At 71.1% G+C, this 21,426-nt stretch carries 28 protein-coding genes; 12 read left to right on the top strand and 16 right to left on the bottom strand.

The window, feature by feature from the left end:
* Window positions 1–30: 30 nt before the first annotated feature.
* Window positions 31–885, bottom strand: a complete 855-nt coding sequence (locus tag LVQ62_RS16815) for a PD-(D/E)XK nuclease family protein (RefSeq protein ID WP_233763307.1) — start codon at window positions 883–885, stop codon at window positions 31–33.
* Window positions 882–1,730, bottom strand: coding sequence for a PHP domain-containing protein (locus LVQ62_RS16820; RefSeq protein WP_233763309.1), 849 nt, complete (start codon window positions 1,728–1,730; stop codon window positions 882–884). The genes LVQ62_RS16815 and LVQ62_RS16820 overlap by 4 nt, the downstream gene beginning before the upstream one ends.
* Before the next feature lie 79 nt (window positions 1,731–1,809).
* On the opposite strand from LVQ62_RS16820, the gene LVQ62_RS16825 reads away from it, so the two are divergent.
* Genes LVQ62_RS16825 through LVQ62_RS16835 form a run of 3 tightly spaced genes read left to right on the top strand, consistent with a single transcriptional unit; the run spans window position 1,810 to window position 4,503 of the window.
* Window positions 1,810–2,346 (top strand): hypothetical protein, encoded by a 537-nt coding sequence (locus LVQ62_RS16825; RefSeq protein WP_179479324.1) that lies wholly within the window; start codon window positions 1,810–1,812, stop codon window positions 2,344–2,346.
* 5 nt (window positions 2,347–2,351) lie between these two features.
* Window positions 2,352–2,963 (top strand): DcrB-related protein, encoded by a 612-nt coding sequence (locus LVQ62_RS16830; RefSeq protein ID WP_233763311.1) that lies wholly within the window; start codon window positions 2,352–2,354, stop codon window positions 2,961–2,963.
* Window positions 2,964–2,982: 19 nt separating this feature from the next.
* The gene (locus LVQ62_RS16835) at window positions 2,983–4,503 is read left to right on the top strand and encodes an aminopeptidase P family protein (RefSeq protein ID WP_233763313.1); all 1,521 of its coding nucleotides are present in this window, start codon (window positions 2,983–2,985) and stop codon (window positions 4,501–4,503) included.
* 6 nt (window positions 4,504–4,509) lie between these two features.
* Here LVQ62_RS16835 and LVQ62_RS16840 read toward each other — a convergent pair whose 3' ends face one another.
* On the bottom strand, window positions 4,510–4,707 hold the full coding sequence (locus tag LVQ62_RS16840; RefSeq protein ID WP_233763315.1) for a hypothetical protein: 198 nt from the start codon (window positions 4,705–4,707) through the stop codon (window positions 4,510–4,512).
* A 50-nt stretch (window positions 4,708–4,757) separates the two neighbouring features.
* Between LVQ62_RS16840 and LVQ62_RS16845 the strand changes: the two genes are divergently transcribed.
* The 5 genes from LVQ62_RS16845 (at window position 4,758) to gndA (ending at window position 9,925) form a co-directional block, all read left to right on the top strand.
* The gene (locus LVQ62_RS16845) at window positions 4,758–5,258 is read left to right on the top strand and encodes a hypothetical protein (RefSeq protein ID WP_233763317.1); all 501 of its coding nucleotides are present in this window, start codon (window positions 4,758–4,760) and stop codon (window positions 5,256–5,258) included.
* 10 nt (window positions 5,259–5,268) lie between these two features.
* Window positions 5,269–6,591: a magnesium transporter MgtE N-terminal domain-containing protein gene (locus LVQ62_RS16850; RefSeq protein ID WP_233763319.1), complete on the top strand. Its 1,323-nt coding sequence runs from the start codon at window positions 5,269–5,271 to the stop codon at window positions 6,589–6,591.
* Complete coding sequence (locus LVQ62_RS16855; RefSeq protein WP_208051379.1) at window positions 6,588–7,190, top strand: DUF1003 domain-containing protein; 603 nt, start codon at window positions 6,588–6,590, stop codon at window positions 7,188–7,190. The genes LVQ62_RS16850 and LVQ62_RS16855 overlap by 4 nt, the downstream gene beginning before the upstream one ends.
* A 28-nt stretch (window positions 7,191–7,218) precedes the next feature.
* Window positions 7,219–8,352 (top strand): Mrp/NBP35 family ATP-binding protein, encoded by a 1,134-nt coding sequence (locus tag LVQ62_RS16860; protein WP_179479311.1) that lies wholly within the window; start codon window positions 7,219–7,221, stop codon window positions 8,350–8,352.
* Window positions 8,353–8,467: 115 nt separating this feature from the next.
* Window positions 8,468–9,925: an NADP-dependent phosphogluconate dehydrogenase gene (gene gndA, locus LVQ62_RS16865; RefSeq protein ID WP_233763321.1), complete on the top strand. Its 1,458-nt coding sequence runs from the start codon at window positions 8,468–8,470 to the stop codon at window positions 9,923–9,925.
* Between the two features lie 4 nt (window positions 9,926–9,929).
* Here the strand turns inward: gndA and LVQ62_RS16870 are convergent, their stop codons facing one another.
* The 4 genes from LVQ62_RS16870 to sigE form a co-directional block, all read right to left on the bottom strand.
* On the bottom strand, window positions 9,930–10,304 hold the full coding sequence (locus LVQ62_RS16870; protein ID WP_233763322.1) for a preprotein translocase subunit TatA: 375 nt from the start codon (window positions 10,302–10,304) through the stop codon (window positions 9,930–9,932).
* A 22-nt stretch (window positions 10,305–10,326) separates the two neighbouring features.
* Window positions 10,327–11,424, bottom strand: a complete 1,098-nt coding sequence (locus LVQ62_RS16875; RefSeq protein ID WP_233763323.1) for a S1C family serine protease — start codon at window positions 11,422–11,424, stop codon at window positions 10,327–10,329.
* A 102-nt stretch (window positions 11,425–11,526) separates the two neighbouring features.
* Complete coding sequence (locus tag LVQ62_RS16880; RefSeq protein ID WP_233763324.1) at window positions 11,527–12,069, bottom strand: anti-sigma factor; 543 nt, start codon at window positions 12,067–12,069, stop codon at window positions 11,527–11,529.
* Window positions 12,066–12,710, bottom strand: coding sequence for an RNA polymerase sigma factor SigE (gene sigE, locus LVQ62_RS16885; protein ID WP_233763325.1), 645 nt, complete (start codon window positions 12,708–12,710; stop codon window positions 12,066–12,068). Before sigE ends, LVQ62_RS16880 begins: the two co-directional genes overlap by 4 nt.
* Window positions 12,711–12,882: 172 nt before the next feature.
* Between sigE and LVQ62_RS16890 the strand changes: the two genes are divergently transcribed.
* Window positions 12,883–13,509 (top strand): O-methyltransferase, encoded by a 627-nt coding sequence (locus LVQ62_RS16890; RefSeq protein WP_179483577.1) that lies wholly within the window; start codon window positions 12,883–12,885, stop codon window positions 13,507–13,509.
* 68 nt (window positions 13,510–13,577) lie between these two features.
* Here LVQ62_RS16890 and LVQ62_RS16895 read toward each other — a convergent pair whose 3' ends face one another.
* A complete protein-coding gene (locus tag LVQ62_RS16895) occupies window positions 13,578–13,745 on the bottom strand; it encodes a DUF3117 domain-containing protein (protein ID WP_233763326.1) in 168 nt (55 codons plus the stop codon).
* A gap of 167 nt (window positions 13,746–13,912) precedes the next feature.
* Between LVQ62_RS16895 and LVQ62_RS16900 the strand changes: the two genes are divergently transcribed.
* Complete coding sequence (locus LVQ62_RS16900) at window positions 13,913–14,719, top strand: enoyl-CoA hydratase/isomerase family protein (protein WP_233763327.1); 807 nt, start codon at window positions 13,913–13,915, stop codon at window positions 14,717–14,719.
* Between the two features lie 3 nt (window positions 14,720–14,722).
* Here LVQ62_RS16900 and LVQ62_RS16905 read toward each other — a convergent pair whose 3' ends face one another.
* Window positions 14,723–15,193, bottom strand: coding sequence for a hypothetical protein (locus LVQ62_RS16905; protein ID WP_233763328.1), 471 nt, complete (start codon window positions 15,191–15,193; stop codon window positions 14,723–14,725).
* A 14-nt stretch (window positions 15,194–15,207) separates the two neighbouring features.
* Between LVQ62_RS16905 and LVQ62_RS16910 the strand changes: the two genes are divergently transcribed.
* Together LVQ62_RS16910 and LVQ62_RS16915 are read left to right on the top strand one after the other, a co-directional pair.
* The gene (locus tag LVQ62_RS16910; protein WP_233763329.1) at window positions 15,208–15,441 is read left to right on the top strand and encodes a hypothetical protein; all 234 of its coding nucleotides are present in this window, start codon (window positions 15,208–15,210) and stop codon (window positions 15,439–15,441) included.
* Between the two features lie 12 nt (window positions 15,442–15,453).
* Window positions 15,454–15,642, top strand: coding sequence for a hypothetical protein (locus LVQ62_RS16915; protein WP_233763330.1), 189 nt, complete (start codon window positions 15,454–15,456; stop codon window positions 15,640–15,642).
* A 322-nt stretch (window positions 15,643–15,964) separates the two neighbouring features.
* Here the strand turns inward: LVQ62_RS16915 and LVQ62_RS16920 are convergent, their stop codons facing one another.
* From LVQ62_RS16920 to LVQ62_RS16950, 7 genes are read right to left on the bottom strand one after another with little or no spacing between them, the layout of a single operon-like run.
* On the bottom strand, window positions 15,965–16,549 hold the full coding sequence (locus LVQ62_RS16920; RefSeq protein ID WP_304504469.1) for a DNA-3-methyladenine glycosylase I: 585 nt from the start codon (window positions 16,547–16,549) through the stop codon (window positions 15,965–15,967).
* Window positions 16,546–16,980 carry an SRPBCC family protein gene (locus LVQ62_RS16925; protein ID WP_233763331.1) on the bottom strand — a complete coding sequence of 145 codons (435 nt, stop codon included), beginning with the start codon at window positions 16,978–16,980 and terminating at the stop codon, window positions 16,546–16,548. The genes LVQ62_RS16920 and LVQ62_RS16925 overlap by 4 nt, the downstream gene beginning before the upstream one ends.
* 20 nt (window positions 16,981–17,000) lie before the next feature.
* Complete coding sequence (locus LVQ62_RS16930) at window positions 17,001–17,303, bottom strand: DivIVA domain-containing protein (RefSeq protein WP_233763332.1); 303 nt, start codon at window positions 17,301–17,303, stop codon at window positions 17,001–17,003.
* 45 nt (window positions 17,304–17,348) lie between these two features.
* Window positions 17,349–18,062: a TIGR00730 family Rossman fold protein gene (locus LVQ62_RS16935; RefSeq protein ID WP_208051412.1), complete on the bottom strand. Its 714-nt coding sequence runs from the start codon at window positions 18,060–18,062 to the stop codon at window positions 17,349–17,351.
* Window positions 18,063–18,097: 35 nt separating this feature from the next.
* Complete coding sequence (gene dapE / locus LVQ62_RS16940; RefSeq protein WP_208051387.1) at window positions 18,098–19,168, bottom strand: succinyl-diaminopimelate desuccinylase; 1,071 nt, start codon at window positions 19,166–19,168, stop codon at window positions 18,098–18,100.
* Window positions 19,169–19,190: 22 nt separating this feature from the next.
* Window positions 19,191–20,363 (bottom strand): hypothetical protein, encoded by a 1,173-nt coding sequence (locus LVQ62_RS16945; protein WP_233763333.1) that lies wholly within the window; start codon window positions 20,361–20,363, stop codon window positions 19,191–19,193.
* An 18-nt stretch (window positions 20,364–20,381) separates the two neighbouring features.
* On the bottom strand, window positions 20,382–21,353 hold the full coding sequence (locus LVQ62_RS16950; protein ID WP_233763334.1) for an aldo/keto reductase: 972 nt from the start codon (window positions 21,351–21,353) through the stop codon (window positions 20,382–20,384).
* Window positions 21,354–21,426 lie beyond the last annotated feature (73 nt).

A 21,426-nucleotide genomic window follows, 5' to 3' on the forward strand; every position in this document is an offset into this window, starting at 1 on the left:
AGGGGTCTCACGCCAATCCGGTGAGCCTCGTCACTCCTGCGGTTCGAGCGCGGCCCACGACTGTTGTTCCGGACCCATCAGCTGCCCCTCCGGGCAGTGCCGGCGGTAGTCGCACCACCGGCACAGCGCCGACGGGCGGGGCGCGAACACGGGCGATTCGACGCCCAGCTCGGCGTACGACGCGTCGGCCGCGCGCAGGTCGCGCCCGATGGACTCCGCCTCGGCGGCCTTGCGTTCCAGCGACTCCGGCGTGTGCTCGTGAGCCACGACCTCGCGAGTCGGCACGTGGTGCAGTTCGACGCGGGTGCACGCGCGTCGGAAGAGCCGCGCGACGGCCTGCGCGTAGAACGCCAGCGCCAACGACGTCCGCGCGTCGTCGCGCCCGAGCGGCCGCCGCGAGGTCTTGTAGTCGACGACCACCAGCTCGCCGTCACGGTCGTCGAGCCGGTCGATCCGACCGGTGAGCGCCAGGGTGGCGGTCTTCAGCCCCACCGTGCGCTCGATCCCCGCGGGCTGGGTGCTGCGATCGCTCTCGCGCAGGTAGTCCAGCACCTCATCCATGATCCGCGCACGCCAGCGCGCCGACTGCTCGGCGTCGCGGAAACCCACGTCGATCCAGCTGGTGCGCACCAGTTCCCGCACGGCGTCCGGGGTGCGGGCGTGCTCGGGCAGGTCCCAGAAGTCCCGTAGCACGTTGTGCACGACCAGGCCGACCGAGGTGTGCGCACGCTGTGCACGACCGGGCGGGGAGGGCCGGTCCAGGTAGCGCATCCGGTAGGCGCGCGGGCAGTCCAGCCACATCGACAGCTTGCTCGGGCTCGCGGAGTAGAGCCGCGCGGGAAGGCCGGCGATCTCGGTCTGCGTCTCCGTCTCGGATCCGCTCATGGCCACAGGATCTCGGTCGGGGACGTCGCCTGTGCCGCGATCGTCTCGAGCACGCGCGGCGTCGTGGTGTTCTCGCCGAGCCGGTTGTCCTTGCCGGTGCCGTGGTAGTCGCTGGAGCCGGTGACGAAGAGCCCCAGCTCGCTCGCCAACTCCTCCGCGCGACGGCGCGAGGCGTCGTCATGATCGCGGTGGAAGACCTCGATGCCGCCCAGGCCGGCGTCGGCCATCTCGCGGATGACGCTCTCGTCCACCACCCGGCCGCGCTGATGGGCCAGCGGATGGGCCATCACAGGCACACCACCGGCTGCGCGCACGAGCTCGACCGCGCGGGCGGGGTGCGGCGCGTAGTGCGAGACGTGATACTTCCCATTCGACGCCAGGTAGGTCGCGAAGGCCTCGTTGCGGTCGGCGACCACACCGGCGACGACCATGGCGTCGGCGATGTGCGGGCGCCCCAGCGTCGCGCCGGGCGCGGCCTGGGCGCGCACCTGCTCCCAGGTGAGACCGGTGTCCGGGGTGAGCAGGTCGACCATCCGGCGGGCGCGGTGCTCCCGGGAGTCGCGGGCGTGGTCCAGCTCACGCGTGAGCGGCTCACTGCTCGGATCGATCAGGTAGCCCAGCAGATGCACGCTGATGCCGCCGACCGAGCAGGAGATCTCGATACCGCGGACCAGGGCCACCCCCTGCTCATGCACCGCCGACGCCGCCTGCTGCCAGCCACTCGTGGTGTCGTGGTCGGTGAGCGCGACGACGTCCAACCCGGCGACCGCGGCCGCGGCCATCACCTGCTGTGGCGCCTGCGTGCCGTCGCTCTCGGTGGAGTGGGTGTGGAGGTCGATGCGCACACCCTCGACCCTATCGAGACCCGCCGACACGCCTTCGGTCATGCACAGAGCAGTTGCCCGTCTTTGTCAGACTGGAGCGATGACCTCACCGCCTGCACCCACCCCCGGCGCGCCCGCCGGGTCCGAGGTCACGATCCCCATCCGCCGCCAGGTCACGCCGCCGAGCGTGCACCAGACCGTGCGTCTGATGTACGCCGGAGCCGTCCTCAGCGTGCTCGCCGCGTTGGTGGAGCTGCACGCGCGCGGCGACATCCGCGCCTCCCTCGAGCGGCACAACGCGCACACCGGAGGCCGCCGGCTCGGCGCCCACGACATCAGCGACGCCGCCGGTTTCACCGTCTCGTTCATGGTCTGCGCCGCGATCCTCAGCGCGATCCTGTGGCTGGCGTTGGCCTGGGGCATCCGGCACGGCTCACGCAGGGCCCGCCTCTTCGGCACGGTGCTGGCGGTGCTGTGCGTGCTCAAGGTCTACGGCACGCTCACCCAGGGCGGCACCCCCGTGCTCGGGGTGCTGGTGGACCTGGCGCAGCTCGCGGTGGCCGTGGCGGTGACGGTCCTCATGTGGAGCAGGCGCAGTGCCGCCCACTTCGAGCCACCGGCGCGAGATCTAGGGTGACCGCCATGCCGACCGCTCGTGCGCGCCTGGCGCCCTTCCTCGTCCTCCTTGCCACCTGCTCCGTCGCGGCCTGCGGCTCCAGCGGAAGCACGACGCCGCAGACGCCGTCCTACCCGACCTCCTCGGTCCCCCTCGGGGGAACGACCGCCTCCTCCAGCACCAGCGCGTACGCCGGCAGCACCGTCAGCGCGGACAAGTCCTTCTCGGTCGTGCTCCCGATCGGGTGGAAGCCGGTCAAGAGTTCCGCGTCCGGGGTGGTGATCTTCGTGCAGGCGCCCACCGCCACGCACGGGGTGCGCACCAACTTCAGCGTGCTGCGCCAGCAGGCGCCGCCCGGGGTGGCTCTGGCCGACGTCGTCGCACAGAGCCAGGCGAGCCTGCAGCAGGGCGGGTACGCCGTGACGGCCGCCTCCCCCACGACGGTCGGCGGCATCGAGGGCCAGGGGCTGACCGCCACCCGGACTGTGCAGGACAAGCAGGTCAGCGAACGGCAGTACTTCGTCCAGCACGGGTCGGCGATCTACATCACCACGATGACCTCCTCGGCGCCCGACGCGGCCGCCGCGACCGCCGCGCAGACGGGCATCTTCGGTAGCTGGGCTTGGAGTCGTTCCTAGCCGGTGCGACGATGCCGGTATGAGTGAGAAGCAGCCGGCGGCCGAACATCGCAGCAAACCCACGAGCGCGCAGTTCCGTTCGTTCGTGGCCTCCGGGTGGGCACCGCGCCCGGATCAACCCACCCCGCGCGAGCCCGTGGCCGACCACACCGGTGCGCGCCGCGACGCACTCGGAGCCCGGTTCCCCGGCGAGCGACTCGTCATCCCCGCCGGAGGGCTGAAGGTCCGCAGCAACGACTGCGACTACGTCTTCCGGCCACACACCGCGTTCGCGCACCAGACCGGACTCGGTGGCGACCGCGAGCCCGACGCGGTGCTCGTGCTGGAGCCGACCGAGGACGGCGGCCACGAGGCGACGATCTACTTCCGCCCGCTCGCCGGCCGCGACACCGAGGAGTTCTTCGGCGACTCCCGCTACGGCGAGTTCTGGGTGGGTGCCCGCCCTCGACTGGAGGACGTGGAATCCGAGCTCGGCATCGGCGCACGGCACATCGACGAGCTCAAGGACGCGGTGTCCAAGGACGCCGGCGAGGTGACCGTGCGGGTGGTGCGCGACGCGGACGCGGAGGTCACCGCGCTGATCGACGAGATCCGTGCGCAGACCGCGCAGACCCAGCAGCAGGCCGGCGACGACGACGACCGCGACCGGCACGAGCTGGACGACGAACTGGCCCGGGTGCTGTCCACCCAGCGTCTGGTCAAGGACGACTTCGAGATCGACCAGATGCGCGCCGCCGTCAGCGCGACCGCCCGCGGTTTCGAGTCCGTGATCGCCGACCTTCCGGACGCCGTACGCCGTGGGCGGGGCGAGCGCTGGGTGGAGGGTGTCTTCGGGCTCACCGCGCGTCACGAGGGCAACGGCGTGGGGTACGACTCGATCTGCGCCGCCGGCGACCACGCGACGACCCTGCACTGGATCCGCAACACCGGCGAGATCCACGACGGCGACCTGCTCCTGCTGGATGCCGGCGTCGAGGTCGACGCGCTCTACACCGCCGACATCACCCGCACCTTCCCGGTGAACGGGCGCTTCTCCGATGCCCAGCGGAAGGTCTACGACGCGGTGTACGCCGCACAGGAGGCCGGGCTGGCCGCCGTACGCCCCGGCGCCACCTTCGCCGACATCCACGCAGCGGCCATCCGCGTCATCGCGCAGACGCTCTTCGACTGGGGGCTGCTGCCGGACGGCGTCGACGTGGAGACGACCCTGGACAAGGAGCAGGGTCAGTACCACCGTCGCTGGATGGTGCACGGCACGAGCCACCACCTCGGTCTGGACGTGCACGACTGCGCTCGCGCCCGCGACGAGGACTACATGCAGGGCACGCTCACGCCCGGCATGATCGTCACCGTCGAGCCCGGCCTCTACTTCAAGGCCGACGACGAGCTGATCCCGCCGGAGCTGCGTGGGATCGGCGTCCGCATCGAGGACGACGTCCTCGTCACGGCCACCGGCCACGAGAACCTCTCGGCAGCCATGCCCCGGGCGAGCGCCGAGGTCGAGGACTGGATCGCGCGCGTCTGGGCCGAGCGCTCCTAGTCGCGCTCAGGCGTGGCCGGCGTTGTTACCCGGCTCACCGGGCAGCTCCGGTCCGGTGTCGCCGGGCACGGCGTCCTTCGCGTCCTCCTCGCTGATACGCACGCCGGCGAGCGGGTCGCCGCCGGCGGTGCCGGGCTCCTCGGCGACGGGCTGCTGGGTGTCGGCGGTCGGATCCTCGGTCGTGGGCTCTTCGATGTCGCTCATGCGTTCGACGCTAACAGCAGTCGCCGACGTCGCACCGTTACGCTCCCGGCATGACCGTGCCCGCCAGGCCCGCCGTACCCGTCGTGCCCGCCGCTTTCGGCAAGTCCGCCATCTGCTGGGTGCAGGTCGACGGGCGCGACTGGCCGGTCTGGTACGCGCCGGTGGACGACGTCGCGTACGTCGTGTCGGGCCCGGGTGAGCAGGAGCTGCCCGACCTTCCGGCGAGCGTGTCGATCACGATCCGCGCCAAGGACACCCGTGAGTATGCCGGCAGATTCACCGCGTCCGCGACCCGGCTCCACCCCGGCGACGAGGAGTGGGACGACGCCGTCGGGGCGCTGCGACCCGCCCGGCTGAATGCCCCCGACGCCGATCCGGCCGCACGCTGGTCGCAGGACGGCGCGGTCTGGGTGCTGCGGCCGGATTTCGACGCGCCCGCGCCGGTCGCGCGGGACGCGCCGAGTGGCGCCCACGAACCCGCACCGACCACTGCGACCACTCGCGGACGCATGCCCGGTCACCTCGGAAAGCGTCGGCGACGCGAGGGCTAACCTGTCCACCGTGAGTTCACTGACTCGCGTGTTCATCGCGCGCATCTCCGGCCTGACGGTCCTCGATCCCCTCGGGGATCAGGTCGGCCGCGTGCGCGACGTGGTCGTCGTCTTCGCCTCGACGGGTGCCCTGCGCGCCATCGGCCTGGTCATCGAGGTGCCCGGCAAGCGGCGGGTCTTCGTGCCCATGACCCGGGTCACCAGCATCGACGCGGGCGCCGTCATCACCACGGGCCTAGTCAACATGCGCCGCTTCGAGCAGCGCACGAACGAGACCCTCGTGCTCGCGGAGCTGCTCGACCGCGAGGTCAACGTGCGCGACGAGGACGAGGTCTTCACCGGTCTGGTGGAGGACCTGGAGATCGAGCAGAACGCCCGCCGCGACTGGATGGCCACCAAGGTCTTCGTGCGCCGCTCCATCCCCGTCTCGGCCGCCTCGAAGGCGATGTCCCGGCTCACCCGGCGACGCAGCGGCACCACGGTGCTGGTGCCCGTCAGCGACGTCACCGGCCTGCGCCGTCAGCCCGAGGCGCAGAGCGCCGAGCGGTTGCTGGAGACCTACGAGGACCTGCGCGTCGCCGACCTGGCCGAGGTCATCCACGACCTCACCCCCAAGCGCCGCGGCGAGGTCGCCGCCGCGCTGGACGACGACAAGCTCGCCGACATCATGCAGGAGCTACCCGAGGACGACCAGGTCGAGATCATGACCGGCCTGGACGTCGAGCGGGCCGCCGACGTGCTGGAGGCGATGGAGCCCGACGACGCCGCCGACCTGCTCGCCGACCTGCCGCCCGCGCAGGCCGAGCAGTTGCTGCAGCGGATGGCGCCCGACGAGGCCGAGCCGCTGCGTCGCCTGATGGAGTACGACGAGAACACCGCCGGCGGTCTGATGACCACCGACCCGGTGGTCCTCGGCCCGGAGGCCACCATCGCCGAGGCCCTGGCACTCGTGCGCCGCGAGGAGGTCGCGCCCGCGCTGGCGTCCTCGATCTTCGTGTGCCGCCCGCCGCTGGAGACCCCCACCGGACGGTTCATCGGCGTCGTGCACACCCAGCGGCTGCTGCGCGAACCGCCGGCGTCCGCGGTCGGGATGATCATCGACAAGACCGTCGAGCCGGTCGCCGGCGACGCGCCTCTCGGTCACGTGACCCGCACGCTCGCGACGTACAACCTGGTGAGCCTGCCGGTGGTCGACAACGCGGGCCGACTGCTCGGCGCCGTCACCGTCGACGACGTGCTCGACCACATCCTCCCCGAGGACTGGCGGGAGGCCAGGCACGAGGGCCGCCGCTACACGCAGGCATCCGGGTCGGACGCGGCGAGCCCCTCATGACCGACCTCGACACCGGCCGCAAGCGTCGCGGCGGACGCTCGCGCGCGACCCACGAGCGGCGCGAGCGCGACCGCATCGACCAGCCCCAGGAGATCCGCCGGGGGTTCCTGCCGAAGTTCCGGCCCGACGGTGACCGGTTCGGGGTCCTGAGCGAGCAGTTCGCTCGGTTCATGGGCACCGCGACGTTCCTGATCTGGATGAGCGTCTTCGTCATCGTCTGGCTGGCTTGGAACACGTTCCTGCCCCACTCGCTCCAGTTCGACCCGCGCAAGCTCAACTACACCCTGCTCACGCTGATCCTCAGCCTGCAGGCGTCGTACGCCGCACCGCTGATCCTCCTGGCGCAGAACCGCCAGGACGACCGCGACCGGGTCGCGCTGGAGCAGGACCGCAACCAGAACGCGCGCAGCCTCGCCGACACCGAGTTCCTCACCCGTGAGGTGGCCTCGTTGCGGGTCGCGATGCGCGAGACGGCCACCCGCGACTTCGTGCGGTCCGAGCTGCGCTCGCTGCTGGAGGAGATGGAGGAGCGCGGCCACCTGCGCGCCGCCGACGAGACGGGCCCGTCGACGTCCGGCTCCCCCACCAGCAAAGGCTGACCCGATCGGGCGGTTCTACACTTATGGCATGCCCACCCCTACGGTCGACGCCGTTCGTGATGCCCTCTCCCGTGTCCAGGACCCGGAGATTCACCGACCCATCACCGAGCTCGGCATGGTCGAGAGCGTGGACGTCAGCGACAGCGGCCATGTCACCGTCACCATCCTGCTCACGATCTCCGGCTGCCCGCTGAAGGCCAAGCTCACCACCGACACCACACAGGCGGTGCAGACGGTCGAGGGTGTGACCGGCGTCGACGTACGCCTCGGCGTGATGAACGACGAGCAGCGCGGCGCGCTCAAGGACCACCTGCGCGGGGGCGCCCAGGAGCGGGAGATCCCGTTCGCCAAGCCCGGATCGCTGACCCGCGTGTACGCCGTGGCATCCGGCAAGGGCGGGGTCGGCAAGTCCTCCGTCACCACCAACCTGGCGGCCTCGCTCGCGAAGCAGGGCCTGCGGGTGGCCGTGGTCGACGCCGACATCTACGGCTTCTCGGTGCCGCGGATGATGGGTGTGGAGCGCAAGCCCACCCAGGTCGACGACATGATCCTGCCCCCGGACAGCCACGACGTGAAGGTCATCTCGATCGGGATGTTCGTGCCGGGCAACCAGCCCGTGGTGTGGCGCGGCCCGATGCTGCACCGCGCGCTGCAGCAGTTCCTGGCCGACGTCTTCTGGGGTGACCTGGACATCCTGCTGCTCGACCTTCCGCCGGGCACCGGCGACATCGCCATCTCGGTCGCCCAGCTCATCCCCAACTCCGAGATCCTCGTGGTCACCACCCCCCAGCAGGCGGCTGCCGAGGTGGCCGAGCGGGCCGGCGCGATTGCGCTGCAGACCCACCAGCGCGTCGCCGGCGTCATAGAGAACATGTCCTGGCTGGAACTGCCCGACGGCAGCCGTCAGGAGATCTTCGGCAGCGGCGGCGGCGCCGCGGTCGCCGCCTCGCTCAGCCGCGCGATCGGAGCGCCGGTCGAACTGCTCGGCCAGGTGCCCCTGGACACCAACCTGCGCGAGGGCGCCGACGAGGGTCTGCCGGTCGTGCTGCGCAACCCCGACAGCGCGGCGGCCGTCGCTCTGCGCGGCATCGCGGCGGGCCTCGGAAGTCGCTCGCGCGGTCTCGCCGGGCGCTCCCTCGGTCTCACTCCCGCCGGGCGGTAGTCCGTCCCGCTGCTGCTCGCGGAATGCTTGACCTCCGGGGAGGGTTCGCACTGATAGTGATTCCTACCCCGACCGGGGCGCAGAGGACGCAGTGCAGCACTCGAGAGGAACGGCCATGAGCGACGACCACCAGCAGCAGGCCAACATCGGGGTCGTCGGCCTCGCAGTGATGGGATCGAACCTGGCGCGCAACCTCGCGTCCCGCGAGGGCAACACCGTCGCGGTCTTCAACCGCACCCAGGCACGCACCGACGATCTCGTGCGCGAGCACGCCGACGCCGGTTTCGTGGCGTCGGAGACGATCGAGGACTTCGCGGCCTCCCTGGCCAAGCCGCGTACGGCGATCATCATGGTGCAGGCCGGCGCGGGCACGGACGCCGTGATCGACCAGCTCGCCGACCTCTTCGAGGAGGGCGACATCATCGTGGACGGCGGCAACGCCAACTTCCACGACACCATCCGGCGCGAGAAGCAGCTGCGCGAACGCGGCCTGAACTTCGTCGGCACCGGCATCTCCGGCGGCGAGGAGGGCGCGTTGCACGGCCCGTCGATCATGCCGGGCGGCTCCGCCGAGGCGTGGGAGACCCTCGGGCCGATCCTGCGCTCCATCGCCGCCGTCGCCGAAGGCGAGCCGTGCGTGACCCACGTCGGCACCGACGGCGCCGGGCACTTCGTGAAGATGGTGCACAACGGCATCGAGTACGCCGACATGCAGCTCATCGCCGAGGCGTACGACCTGCTCCGGCGTGTCGGCAGGCACTCCACGAGCGAGGTCGCGCAGATCTTCACCGAGTGGAACGACGGAGATCTGGAGTCCTACCTGATCGAGATCACCGCGGAGGTCCTGAAGCAGACCGACGCCGACACCGGCAAGCCACTGGTCGACGTCATCGAGGACCAGGCCGGCTCCAAGGGCACCGGCGTGTGGACCGTGCAGAACGCCGTCGGCCTCGGCATCCCGGTGTCCGGTATCGGCGAGGCGGTCTTCGCCCGCGCGGTCTCCTCCAAGCCCACCCAGCGGGCGGCCGTCCGGAAGACCGCGGCATCACGCCCGCAGGTCCAGGAGGTCGGCGAGGGCTTCGAGGACGACGTGCGCGCCGCGCTCTACGCCTCGAAGGTGGTCGCCTATGCGCAGGGTTTCGACCTGATCATCGCCGGGGCCAGGGAGTACGACTGGGACATCGACCTCGGCGACATGGCGAAGATCTGGCGCGGCGGCTGCATCATCCGCGCCCAGTTCCTCAACCGGATCGTCGAGGCGTACGAGAAGAACCCCGATCTGGAGACTCTGCTCGAGGACCCCTACTTCGCGAACGCGGTCGCCGAGGGTGACGCGGCGTGGCGTCGCATCGTCGGCATCGCTGCCGCCTCGGGCATCCCGGCGCCGGGCTTCTCCTCGGCGCTCGCCTACTACGACGCGCTGTCCTCCGACCGGCTGCCGGCCGCACTCGTGCAGGGGCTGCGCGACTTCTTCGGCGCGCACACCTACCAGCGGGTGGACAAGAAGGGCACGTTCCACACGTTGTGGTCCGGTGACCGCACCGAGATCGAGACGGAGCCCTCGACGCACTGACCCCTCAGGTGGCGTCGACGTCGTACGGCGTGGCGCGGTCCGGATCCCACCGGCGGTGGTCCTCGTGCGCGGCGATCCCGTCGTGGCCGAGGTAGGGCGCCTCCTCGGTCGGCTCGCCGGAGTCCTCGTCGTCGTAGAGCGCCTGGCGGATGATCTTGCGCGGGTCGTACTGGCGAGGATCGTACTGGCGCCAGTCGATGTCCTCGAAGTCCGGCCCGAGCTGGTCCTTCAGGTTGCCCTTGGCGCCGTTGGCCATGTCACGGGCCTGCCGGACGAACGTGCGCAGCTTCTCCAGGTACTCCGGCATCCGCTCCGGCCCGATCAGGACCATGGCGGCGACGAGCAGGATCAGCAGTTTCCACGACGTGATCCCGAACATGTCACCATCCTCCCTGCGAGCCTCAGTTGTTGGTCGATGCGCTGGTCTGCACTGCGACACTACGGCTGCCGCCGTTGCTCGCGATCGTCAAGGTCACCGTGGCGCCGATCGGCTTGGAGCGCAGAGCCACGATGAACGCGGTCGGACCGGCCACCTCGACCCCGTCGACCGCGGTGATGACGTCGCCGGTGGCCACGCCGGCACGCTGCGCCGGGCCGCCCGCATCCACGCCACCGACGCGCACGCCCGTCCCGTCGTAGTCCGTGTCGACCTGGATCCCGATGCTGGGGTGCTCCGCCTTGCCGGTCCTGATCAGCTGGTCCACCGTGCGCTGCACCTGTGCCGACGGGATCGCGAACCCCACCCCGATGTTGCCGCTCTGCTGGCCGTCCGACGCGCTGCTGCCCCCCGTGCTGGCGATCGCCGAGTTCACGCCCACGACCCGCCCGTGCATGTCCAGCAGCGGGCCGCCGGAGTTGCCGGGGTTGATCGCGGCGTCGGTCTGCACCGCGTTGAGGTAGGACACGTCCGACATCGACTGTCCGGTGGTGACCGGCCTGTTCAGCGCGCTCACGATGCCGGTGGTGACCGAGCCGGTCAGCCCGAGGGGGGCGCCCACCGCGATGACCGACTGCCCCACGATGAGCGCGTCGGAGTCGCCGTACCGCAGGGTGGGCAGGGTGCCGTGGGAGACCTTGATGACCGCCAGGTCGTACGACGCGTCGGCACCGATGATGCGGGCGCTCGCCGTGGAGTTGTCTGAGAACTGCACCGTCAGCCGGCCGGTCGAGCCGGCGCCCTCCGCGACGTGGTTGTTGGTCACGATGTAGCCGTCGGAGCGGATCACGAAACCGGACCCGGTACCGACGGGTTTGCCGGTGGAGTCGGCGATCTGGATGGTGACCACGCTCGGCAGCGACCGCTTGGCGATGGCGCTGACCTGGTCACCGCCCGCCACGTCCGCGGTGTCCGTGCGGTCGTAGTGGTGGGTGATGAGCGAGCCGCCGACGCCACCGACCGCACCGGCGATCAGCGCGAGCACCAGCGCGCCCCCGGCGAGCAGTCCCGCGCGGCCCTTGCGGGGCGACGTCGGCTGCGGGACAGGCGGCGGCCCGGGCACAAGGAACGCTGGTCGAGGTCCATGGGGCGCACCGCCGGGCATGGGATCTGGCCTCGGCGGGTCGGACGGCGTCATACCGGCGATTGTCGCTTACGACACGGGTCAGTGGCCGCCGGACCGCACCATTGCCGCGCGCACGACGGGATCGGCCACCGGCTCGGTGCCGGAGCCGCTCGACGCCCGGGGCAGCTGCCGTACGACCGAGGACCCTCCTCGTTGCATCTGACCCGGCGTCCCGCCGGTGGTGCCCACCGGCACCTGGACCGCGACGAGCGCGGCGCCGACGCATCCCGCCACGGCGAACATGGCGCACGCGACGGAACGCCGTGCCGACGCGTACTGCGCGGGCGCGGAGATCGCCAGGGTGGCCGGCCCCTGCGGCCGGATGGGTGCGCACTCCCGGTGCGCCTCCCGCGCCATGTGCATCAGCCCGGCCGCGAGGTCGTGCTGGCCCTGATGACCCAGGGTGAAGCTGCGCATCCGCGCGATGACCTCGCGCTGCTCCTGCACGAAGGCGCGGCAGTGCAGGCAGACCGACAGGTGCCGCTCGACGCCGCAGGTCCGCTCAGGGTCCAGCATCCCGTCGACGTAGTCGGACAGGACGTCCTGATCGTGCATGTCCTGCCCGTCGCGCACGCGGATCATAGGGAACCCGCCGGCATCACCGGCATGCTCAGACCCGGGCGGGTGGCAGGCGCCGTGGACGTGGCCTGCGGACGCGGCGCCCGGTGGGCCAGCGCCTCGCGCAGCTGCGCGCGGCCTCGGTGGATCCGCGATCGCACCGTGCCGAGCTTCACGTCCAGAGTTGCGGCGATCTCCTCGTACGACAGGCCCTCGATGTCGCACAGCACCACGGCCGCGCGGAAGTCCGGTGCGAGGGCGTCCAGGGCCCGCTGGATGTCGTCGTCGAAGTGCGCGTCGACGTAGGTCTGCTCCGGACTGCCCTCACGGCTCGGGAGCCTTGCTGCGGACTCGTCGGAGAGGGCGTCGAAGCGGATGCGCTGCTTGCGGCGCATCTTGTCCAGGAAAACGTTGGTGGTGATGCGGTGCAGCCAGCCCTCGAACGTGCCGGGACGGTAGGAGCCGAGTGAGCGGAACACGCGCAGGAACACGTCGTGCGTGAGGTCCTCGGCATCGTGCACGTTCCCGGTCAGCCGGTAGGACAGCCGGTAGACGCGCGCGGAGTGCTCGGTGACGATCTCCTCCCAGGTGGGCGGCACCCAGCCCGGTGGCGCCTCGTCGGGCACGATCGTGCGGGTCGTCGACGGGGCATGCTGGGTCGTCATGACCTCAGCCTCGCCAGGTCCGCTGTGCGTGGGCTGTGCGGTTGCTTGGCATCCTCGATGCGGTGCATATCGCTTCAACGTACGACGGGTCCGGAATGTTCTCCCGGCGGGCGAGCAGATCGGTGCCGTATTGGTATGTGCCGCCGCGGCCCGGCAGACTGCACCCATGCAGATGCGCGCGTCGAGCTGGAGCTACGCCGAGGACTTCATCACCGAGCCCGAGGCCGTTGCGCGCGCCCGCGAGCGGGGAGAGAAGCTCGGCGCGACCCCGATCGGCACGGGCACCGGAGCCGCGTTGCAGACCCTGGCCGCCGCGGCGCGTGCCACATCGGTCGTCGAGGTGGGCACGGGAGCGGGAGTCTCCGGCCTCTGGCTGCTCTCCGGGATGCCGGCGCGGGGGGTCCTCACGACCATCGACGTCAGCGCCGAGCACCAGAGCGCGGCCCGCGAGGCCTACGCCGAGGCGGGCATCGCGCCGCACCGGCTGCGCATCATCTGCGGCAACGCCCTCACGGTGCTCCCCCGGCTGACCGACTCGGCGTACGACATGGTGCTGGTCGACGGCCACAAGCCCGACTACCCGGTGTACGTCGAGCAGGCCCTGCGACTGCTGCGCCCCGGCGGCGTGCTGGCGATCGACAACATGCTGTGGCACGACAAGGTCGCCGACCCGGTGGCGCGCGACGAGGCCACCACGATCGTGCGCGACCTCGGCAAGTCGCTGCGCGACGACCCGACGTTGCGGGTCGCGCTGCTGCCGGTCGGCGACGGCCTCCTGACCGCCGTCACCCCCGACTGACCGGGGCCCGCACAAGAACGAAGACCCCACCCGGACGGGTGAGGTCTTCGTCGCGGATGAGGGTCGCCTCAGCCGATACAGCGCTTGATCGCATCACCGAGCGCGGCGGCCTCCTCGGCGTTCATCTCCACCACCAGCCGGCCACCGCCTTCGAGCGGCATGCGCAGCAGGATGCTGCGGCCCTCTTTGGTGACCTCGAGCGGGCCGTCTCCGGTCCGCGGCTTCATCGCCGCCATGGTGCTCCCTTCGGTGGCGTGACGCCTTCGCGCCACCCGCCACGCAGCTTTCCGAACGATCTGCTGGCCGGAACGGCCTCGCAATTGAGCCTTATTATCGCCGAACCGGGTGCGTTGCGGAAATCCGCCGCGCCCCGCACACCCGCCCGTTCCCCGAGGAGACCCCGATGACGTCCGCCGCCGAGCAGGCCGAACACCCCGTCGTAGTCACGCACACCGAGGGCGTCGCGACCGTCCGGTTGAACCGGCCCGAGGCCATGAACGCCCTGGACCTCGCGACCAAGGAGTCGCTGTTGTCCAACCTGCAGGAGCTGGCGGCGGACACCCAGGTGCGCGCGGTCGTGCTCACCGGCACCGGCAAGGCGTTCTGCGTCGGGCAGGACCTCAAGGAGCACGTCACGCAGCTGCGCAGCGGCGAGCCGCTGTCCTCGACGGTGGAGTCGCACTACAACCCGATCGCCACCCTGCTGCTCACCATGGACAAGCCGGTGATCGCCGCCGTCAACGGCATCGCCGCCGGTGCGGGTGCGTCGATGGCGTTCGCGGCCGACGCCCGGATCGTCGCGGACACCGCCGGCTTCAACACCTCGTTCGCGGCCATCGGGCTCTCCAGCGACACCGGATCGTCCTGGACGTTGCCGCGGTTGATCGGCTACCCCGCGGCGCGCGAGCTGCTGATGTTCCCCCGGACCGTCCCGGCGCAGGAGGCGCAGCAGCTGGGGTTGGTGACCCGCCTCGTACCGGCGGCCGAGCTAGAGGAGACAGTCGCGCAGTTCGCGGCGCAGCTGGCGGCCGGCCCGACACTGGCGTACGCCTCGATCCGGCAGGCCCTGGACTACTCGGCCGGGCACGACCTGGAGGCGTCCCTGGCGCACGAGGCGGAACTGATGGCGCGCACCGGTTCCTCGCAGGACCATGCGGCCGCCGTCGAGGCGTTCCTGTCCAAGACACCGGCCCGGTTCGAGGGACGCTGAGGTTCAGATCGGGTTGCCGATGGGCGGCACGAAACGCAGCAGCGTCCAGGCCCACCAGACCTGCCAGCCGAGCGAGAGCAGCAGGAAGACCGCGCACCGCAGCGGGACGAGGACGCGGCGTTCGCGGCGCACCCATCCGACGCCGAGCGTGACGGGCACCAGCGGGAAGAGGAACATCGCGTAGCGGTAGGTGCTGGTCCACACGTCGACGGTCGCGACCAGGTACGCCGCGTACGCCACGGTCCAGCCCAGCAGCACCGGTCCGAGCGCGCGCGCCCACGGCCCGGTGACCATCACCACGAACGTCGCGAGCAGCGCCACGAGGACGATGACCGCCCCGACCTGGCCGAAGAGCAACTCGAAGTTGCGCACCCAGGGCACGAAGAAGACGACCCCGTCGGCGCGCCAGGCGCCCTGGGTGTCGAAGTACGCCGACCGGACGCCGGTCACCCGACCGGCGATCTGCGCCCACAACAGCGCCCCCCACCATGCCCGCGGCCGCCACCGCCGACATGCCGACCCAGTCGCTGCCCCGCAACGGCCGGATGCGCCGCTCGCGCCACCTCGAGACGGCCACGGCCAGGACGACCAGCACCATCGGCGCGGCGATGGGACGGGTCAGGCCCATGGTGAGCGCGAGGACGGCGGCCACGACCCACTGCTCACGCTCGAGCGCCAGCAGGAAGCCCATCAGCACCAGCAGGGCCAGCGACTCGGTGTAGGTCATCTGCAGGGTGATCGCCGGCGGCAGCGCACTGAAGACCACCGCACTGGCGATCGCGGCCGGCGCACCGATCCGGTCGCGCAGCAGCACGGCCATCACCGCCACCGCGGCGCCGCCGAGCACCAGTGACAGCAACGAACCGGCCACCGCGAACGAGGCTCCGGTCACGAGCATCAGGCACTTCACGGCGAGCGGGTAGAGCGGCAGGAACGCCCAGGCGTTCTGCGCGACCTTGCCGTCCTGACCGACCGGCAGGTGATGCGGGTACCCGTGCGCGGCGATCTCCTGGTACCACCGCCCGTCCCACATGCGGGTCTCGTCCCAGTACGTCGCGTGGCCGCCGGAGACCCCGCCCGGAACGCCGGCGGGCGGCTGATGACGGGCCAGCCAGATCATCAGGACGGCCGAGAACGCCCGGCACACCAGGTACCCGAGCACCACCAGCGGCACCAGGCGACGGTCGGCCAGGATCCGCCAGTCGGCGCGCGCGCGTGCGACGGCGCGGGGGGCCAACAGAGCGGTCACGCGCTCGCCGCGGACCGGTGACAGTCACGCAGGTGGTCATCGACCACCCCGCAGGCCTGCATCGCGGCATACATCGTGGTGGGCCCGACGTGCGCGAAGCCCGCCGTCTTCAGCTCCTTCGCCAGCGCCACCGATTCCGGGGAGGTCGCGCGGACGTCGGCAAGCCCGGCCGGCGGGGTGTGCACAGCGGGTGCGTGCGACCAGAAGAGCTCATCGAGACCGCCGCGCTCACGCAGCGCGAGGGTGGCACAGGCGTTGGCGCGGGCCGCCTCGATCTTGCGGCGGTTGCGCACGATCGAGGTGTCCTGCAGCAGCCGCTCGACGTCCGCGTCGTCGTACGCCGCCACGACCTGCGGGTCGAAACCGGCGAACGCAGCGCGGAACCCCTCCCGCTTGCGCAGGATCGTGAGCCAGGACAGCCCGGACTGGAACGCCTCGAGGGTTATCCGCTCCAGCAGTGCGCGCTCGCCGCGCACCGGGACACCCCATTCGGTGTCGTGATAGACGAGGTAGTCCGGGCTTGATCCCCAGGCACAGCGTGCCAATCCGTCCTCTCCGACGACCACCCCGTCGGACGTCACTGCGACTCCGCGGCCGCGACGATCTTCTTCAGCACTCCGGCGTAGAGGGCCCGGCTGATCGGGCGGCTGACCGGTCTGCTGACCGCGGCGAGCGATGCGGGCGCCGGCCGGACGTCGGTCACCCAGGTCAGCTGCGACCCGGTCGGCATGGGCGTCACCGTGAAGGACACCGTGCCCGCGAGGACCTTGCCCAGTTTGCGGATGGCGAACGATCCGGCACCGCCGTCCCGCGGGGGGTCCCACTGCGTCACCACCATCGGGTCGGGCATGGCGAGCGGACCGAGTCTGCTGGTCGCGGTGAAGTGCTGTCCCACTCCCGCGGGCTCGTCCGCGACCGACATCCGGGTCAGCGGGAAGTAGTCGCCGTGCCGCGACCAGTCCGAGGCGACCGCCCACACGGCGTCGGCGGAGGCGGTCGTGTCGCGCGTCATGCGGATGACGGCCATCGTTCTCAGTCCCGCCGCGGGTGCGGCGCGGAGGCATCGGCACGCAGCCGGGCGATCTCGTCGTCCCGCTCTCCGAGGGCCGCGACCAGACGGTCGAGCACGTCGTCCACCTGACCCATCCGATAGCCGCGCAGGGTCTGGTCGAAGCGCACGGACTCCACGTCCTCGACGGCGAGTCGGCCCTCGGGCAGACCGGTGTAGGGCGTCGTCGCGGTCGGCTCGTCCATATGGCCGCCGAACCAGCCGGCGATGCCCGCGAGCACGGCACCCACCAGCAGCACGAGGAGCACCAGCAGGAAGATCGTCACCGCGCCAGACTATCCGGCAGACCCGGCGCCGACTCCACGCCGCGGCTACTCCGGGCGGCTCGCGGCGATGACCGCGTTCTCCTTCACGATCGCCTGCACCGCGTCGGCCGCGGTATCGACGACCTGCAGGCGTGCGACGTCGCTGGCGGCGATCATCCCGTGCTCCAGCACGGTGGTGCCGAGCCACTGGATCATCGGCTCCCAGAACGACCGCCCGATGAGGACGACCGGGAAGCTGGTCACCTTCTGGGTCTGGGCCAGGGTGAGGGCCTCGAACAGCTCGTCGAGCGTGCCGAAACCGCCGGGCAGCACGACGTACCCCTGCGCGTACTTCACGAACATCGTCTTGCGCACGAAGAAGTAGCGGAAGTTCACGCCCAGGTCGACGTAGTCATTGAGGCCGGACTCGAAGGGCAGCTCGATGCCGAGCCCGACACTGGTGCCGCCCGCCTCGTGCGCGCCCTTGTTGGCCGCCTCCATCGCGCCGGGTCCACCGCCGGTGATCACCGCGTAGCCGGCGTCGACGAGCAGCCGCGCGACCTCCTCACCCATGGCGTAGAGGTCCGAGCCGGGTTTCAGCCGGGCCGAGCCGAAGACGCTGATCGCCGGGCCCAGCTCGGCGAGGGTGCCGAAGCCCTCGACGAACTCCGCCTGGATGCGCATGACCCGCCATGGGTCGGTGTGCACCCAGTCGGTGTCCTGGTCCTTGTCCAGCAGCCGCTGGTCGGTCGTCGTCGCGGGCAGGTACTTGCCCCGCATCGTGCTCGCACCCTTGCGGTGCGTACGCCGCCCGCTCACGCCAGCCACCGGGTCAGCGCCGCCAGCGCGTCCTCGATCTGCTGCTCGGGACACCGTTCGTCGTCGGTGTGCGCGAGGTTCGGATCACCGGGACCGAAGTTCACCGCCGGGATGTCCAGCGCCGCGAACCGGGCCACGTCGGTCCAGCCCTCCTTGGCCACGACGGGCAGCCCCAGCGCGTCGACGAACGCCTGGGCGGCGGGCTGGTCCAGACCGGGTCGGGCGCCGATCGCGCAGTCACCCAGCGTCACGTCGTACCCGCTGAACACCTGCTGCACGTGGGCCAGTGCCTCCTCCGCGGACTTGTCGGGGGCGAAGCGGTAGTTGACGCTGACGGTGCACACGTCGGGGATCACGTTGCCGGCGATGCCGCCGCTGATGCCCACGGCGTTGAGCGCCTCGTGGTAGTCGAGGCCGTCGACCTGCACGGTCGCCGGCTCGTACGCCGTGAGCCGCGCCAGCACGTCGCCCGCGTCGTGGATCGCGTTGTGCCCGTTCCACGGTCGCGCGGAGTGCGCCGAGGTCCCCTTCGTCACGACGTCGACCCGCAGGGTGCCCTTGCAGCCGCCTTCGATGCCGCCGTTGGTCGGTTCGAGCAGCACGGCGAACTCGGCGTCGAGCAGGTCGGGCTGCTGCTCGCCGATGCGCTTGAGGCCGTTGAACTCCTCCTCGATCTCCTCGCAGTCGTAGAAGATGAAGGTGACGTCCCGCGACGGATCGGGCACCCGCGCCGCCAGCGCGAGCTGCACCGCGACGCCGCCCTTCATGTCGGTGGTGCCGCGACCCACCAGCATCCCGTCGACGCGTCGTACGGGGATGTTGGGCGGATCGGTCAGCGGGACGGTGTCCAGGTGACCCGCCAGTACCACCCGCTCGTCACGGCCGAGTTCTGTGCGGGCGACGACCACGTTGCCGTCGCGCACGACGTCCAGGTGCGGCAGCGACAGCAGCGCGGCCTCGACCGCATCGGCGATCGCACGCTCCTGAGTGCTGACCGAAGCGATGTCGCACAGATCGGCGGTGAGGGTGACCACGTCCCGGGTCAGGTCGAGCGTGTGGATCGGCATGGGCCTCATCCTGTCCCATCGGTCACGGTGCGCCGCCGAAGCCCGGCCCACGCAACACCCCCCAGGCCCAGACGACCTGCAGGATCACGAATGCCAGACACCATCCGATCGCGCGCGACCCCTGGCGCCTGCTGGGTCGGGCGCGGCCGGCGCCGATGAGGACGACCGCCAGGGGGAAGGCGGGCAGCAGGTAGCGCACGACGCTGGCGTTGACCAGAGCGGCCGCCGCGATGTACCCGAGGTAAGCGACCACCCAGAGGCGCAGCACCCAGCCCAGACGCTGCGCCCAGGGTCCGAGCGCCAGCGCCAGGATGCCGAGACCGACGGCCACGGCGATCGCGACGCTGACGGGGGTGGGCACGACCCGGTTCAGCTGGCTGAGCAGTGAGCCGAACGGGTGCGCGTTGTCGGTGAACTGCCAGGCGAGCTCGGTGAGGACGTAGCCGTTGCGCACGCCGGTGCGCCACCCGACGTACGCCGCCCAGATCCACCCTGCGAGCGCCGTGACCACCACCATCGCCACGATCCGGATGCGCTCGCCGCGCAGGAGTGGACGGTCCGCGCGGGCGCGCCACCGCAGCCACGCTGCGACCAGTGCGGCGACGACCAACGGCGGCCCGAGTGGCCGCGCCAGACCCACCACAGGCGCCAGAAACGTTGTTATGAGCCATTTCTCACGCGTGAGTGCCCACAGCAAGGCGCCGAGCAGCAGCATGGCCAGCGACTCGGTGTAGGCCATCTGCAGGGTCGGCGACGCCGGGCTCGCGGCCCACAGGATGGCCGCGACCGCAGCGGCCGCCGGTCCGACGAACCGCCGCAGCAGGACCACCAGCATCCCTGTCGCCGCGACGCCCAGCACCAGGCTGAGGGTCGTGGCGACGACCTCGAACGATCCGCCGGTCGCCCATATCAGGGCTCGGATCAGCCCGGGGTAGAGCGGCAGGAACGCGTACTCATTCTCGGCCACCGACCCGTCCGGGCGGTGCGGCAGCGTGGCCGGGTAGCCGTGCTCGACGATCCGGCGGTACCACTGGCCGTCCCACTGGGTGGCGACACCGAAGTAGTCGCGCGACGGGTGGTGGTAGGCGTGCTGGCCGACCCAGATGATGACCAGCGCCGAGATCGCGCGCAGCACGACGTACCCGACGCATGCGGTGAGCACCGGGTGGGTGCGCAGCACCTGACGGACGGACACGTGCGCCAGGGTCGCAGATCAGCTGAAGCCGGCGGGCTCCCGCACCGTGTACGACGCCTCGAGACGATCGCACTCGACGTCGGTGAGCTCCAGGTCGACCGCCGCGATCGCGTCGTCGAGGTGGGCGGCCTTGGTGGCTCCCACGATCGGCGAGCTCACCACGGGGTTGCGCAGCACCCACGCGAGCGCGACCTGCGCGCGGGTGACCCCGCGCTCGTCCGCGACCTTGGCCACCTCGTCGACGATCGTGCGGTCCTCGTCGCGGTAGAGCGACTTGCCGAACTCGTCGGTCTCACTGCGCGTGCTGGTGGCGTCCCAGTCGCGGGTGAGCTTGCCGCGGGCCAGCGGGCTCCAGGGGATCGACCCGACGCCCTCGTCGGCGAGCAGCGGGAACATCTCCCGCTCCTCCTCGCGCTGGAGGAGGTTGTAGTGGTCCTGCATGCTCACGAAACGGGTCCAGCCGTTCGCATCGGCGACGTGCAGCGCCTTGGCGAACTGCCACGCCCACATCGAGGAGGCGCCGACGTAGCGCGCCTTCCCCGACCGCACGACGTCGTGCAGCGCCTCGACCGTCTCCTCGATCGGCGTCTCGGGATCCCAGCGGTGGATCTGGTAGAGGTCGACGTAGTCGGTGCCGAGGCGCCGCAGGCTCTCGTCGATCTGCGTCAGCACCGCACCGCGGGAGAGGCCCGCGCCGTTCGGTCCCGGGCCCATCCGGCCGTTGAGCTTGGTCGCGATGACGACCTCCTCGCGGCGGGCGAAGTCCTTCAGTGCGCGTCCGGTGATCTCCTCGCTGGACCCGGCGGAGTAGACGTTCGCGGTGTCGAAGAAGGTGACCCCCGCCTCGATCGCCTGCCGGAAGAACGGCCGGCTGGCCTCCTCGTCCAGGCTCCAGGGGTGCGCTCCACGTTGCGGCTCGCCGTAGCTCATGCAGCCCAGCGCGATCCTGGAAACCTGCAGGCCCGTCGTACCCAGTCGGGTGTACTTCATGACTGTCGCTCCTCGCCGTCGGTTCGCTTTTCTATGCGACCGTACGCCGACACGCACCGGCCCCGCGTCGGGG

The sequence above is a fragment of the Allobranchiibius sp. GilTou73 genome, from assembly GCF_021391335.1.
GTDB classification, from domain to species: domain Bacteria; phylum Actinomycetota; class Actinomycetes; order Actinomycetales; family Dermatophilaceae; genus Allobranchiibius; species Allobranchiibius huperziae.